We start from the raw sequence: 1,972 nt of genomic DNA, 5'->3' as shown, positions 1-1,972 counted from the left end.
GCGCGGCTGACGGCGGTATGATTCACGGTATCCATGTGTACGGTGATGATTTTGGCTTTAGGCATGACTTGGCTGGCTTTTAATACATCAGCCGTCCCCATAATAATGCCGTCTGAAATGCCTGAAATCAGCGCGTAGCCCGTGTTCATAATCAGATAATCAGGTTTGTAGCGGTTCAATGCTTTGTTTACATCTGCCGTCCACACAGTATCACCCATAATATAAGCGGTTTTATGTCCGCTGCTTTGGAATACTACACCCATTGCATCACCTAAGATTTCGGCTAGCTGCGGGTTGGCATACATAGCTTCTGTACCGTGTACGCCGCCGGTTTTGCTGATGGTTACGCCGTTGAAGACAGCGCTGCCGTTCAACACGCGTACATCAGTAAAGCCTTGGCTGCGGATTTTTGCCGCGTCGGCTTGGTGCTGCACATATACGGGCAGTTTTTTCGGAATGGAGCGTGCGGCAGTTTCGTCCCAATGGTCTTCATGAGTATGGGTAACGATAACTGCATCCACACCGTCCAAAATTTTATTCACGCTCATCGGCAGCCCGACCAGCGGCATTTTGGCTTGGTTATTGAACGTGCCGGCAAAGCCGTTCATGGAGTGCTTGGGTGCGAAAAACGGGTCAATCAAAAAAGTCTGCCCCGCATATTCGACTTTGGCGGTAGCGTTACGGATATGTTGGTATGAATCGTCTGCCCAAGCGGAAAAGGCTGTCGCGCCCAAAACAGTGGCAAGAATAAATTGCTTGGATTTCATGATGTTGCTCCTTAGAAAATTATGGAGCGTATTTTAAGCTGCAGGTGTATCGGCTAAAATAGGCAATATTGCCAACAAACGCAAGGATAGTGCCAAAATGTCGTCTGAAAACGAGCGTAACGAGTTTCGCCAAAATCAAACTGTTCCCAAAATCGTGCTATATGCTCAATCGGGCATGAATGATTTTGTCTTCAACATTCCCTTTTCTGTTTTTCAGACGACCTATCGGGACAATCCGCTCTTTGACCTGAAAATCTGTTCCGATGACAGCAAAGACGTCATCACGGCACTGGGCGCAAGCATTCCCGTACACGGCGGCTTGGATTTGACAGAAGAAGCCGACATCATCGTCATCGCAGGCTGGCGCAATATTGAAGAAGCCCCGACACCCGAGTTGAGTACACATTTACAGAAAGCAGTACAACGTGGTGCGCATATCACCGCCCTATGTTACGGCACTTACGCCCTTGCCTACACAGGACTTTTAGACGGCAGAACCGCCGCCACCCACTGGCTTGCCGAAGACGACTTTGTCCGCCGTTTCCCTAAAATTCATCTGGATACCAACCGCCTATATGCGGAAGACGGCAACTTTTTAACATCGGCAGGTGCAGCGGGCGGGCTGGATTGCTGCCTGTACCTCATCCGCAAAATCCACGGTGCAACCGTTGCCAACGACCTTGCCCGTACCTTGGTTGCGGCACCACACCGCGAAGGCGGGCAGGCACAGTTTATCCACCGACCTGTCGAACGTCGTACCGCCGATGACAAAATCAATCACTTATTGGACGAACTGCGCCAAAACCTTGCGACCCCATACCGCTTGGACGATTTGGCAAAAAAATTAGCCGTTTCCCACCGAACCTTTATCCGCCATTTTTCTCAAGCCACAGGTATGAATTTCGGTGAGTGGCTCACCACAGAGCGGCTATGGCAGGTACAGGACTTGTTGGAAAATACAGATTTACCGATAGAACGCATCGCCGAACAAAGCGGCTTCGGCAGCGCGGCAAACCTGCGTTTACAGTTCAAAGCCAAATTTAAAATCAATCCGAATGCCTGGCGGAAAGTATTTGGCAGATAGCTCGCGTTAGTCAATCCCAAACACCTGAGTGCAGGCTGCTTTGAAGGTCGTCTGAAAACCCAAAAAGCAGCCTGTACTTTTCAGACGACCTCAACAGGTAAACCCTTCCCACCCTTACCCA

General features: G+C 50.0%; 2 protein-coding genes. One reads left to right on the top strand and one right to left on the bottom strand.

The genetic code is table 11. The features are described 5' to 3' along the window. Positions 1–767: MBL fold metallo-hydrolase (locus ACTHTS_RS10805; protein ID WP_440370024.1), on the bottom strand; the 767-nt coding region annotated here is incomplete at its 3' end. A gap of 97 nt (positions 768–864) precedes the next feature. On the opposite strand from ACTHTS_RS10805, the gene ACTHTS_RS10800 reads away from it, so the two are divergent. Next, positions 865–1,851: a GlxA family transcriptional regulator gene (locus tag ACTHTS_RS10800; protein ID WP_440370023.1), complete on the top strand. Its 987-nt coding sequence runs from the start codon at positions 865–867 to the stop codon at positions 1,849–1,851. The last annotated feature ends 121 nt before the right edge of the window (positions 1,852–1,972 follow it).

It is taken from the genome of Neisseria sp. P0019.S003 (assembly GCF_051957115.1).
In the GTDB taxonomy this organism is placed as follows: Bacteria; Pseudomonadota; Gammaproteobacteria; order Burkholderiales; family Neisseriaceae; genus Neisseria; species Neisseria flavescens_D.
Note: the sequence above shows the minus strand (reverse complement) of the source record. Positions and strands in the feature narration are given on the sequence as shown.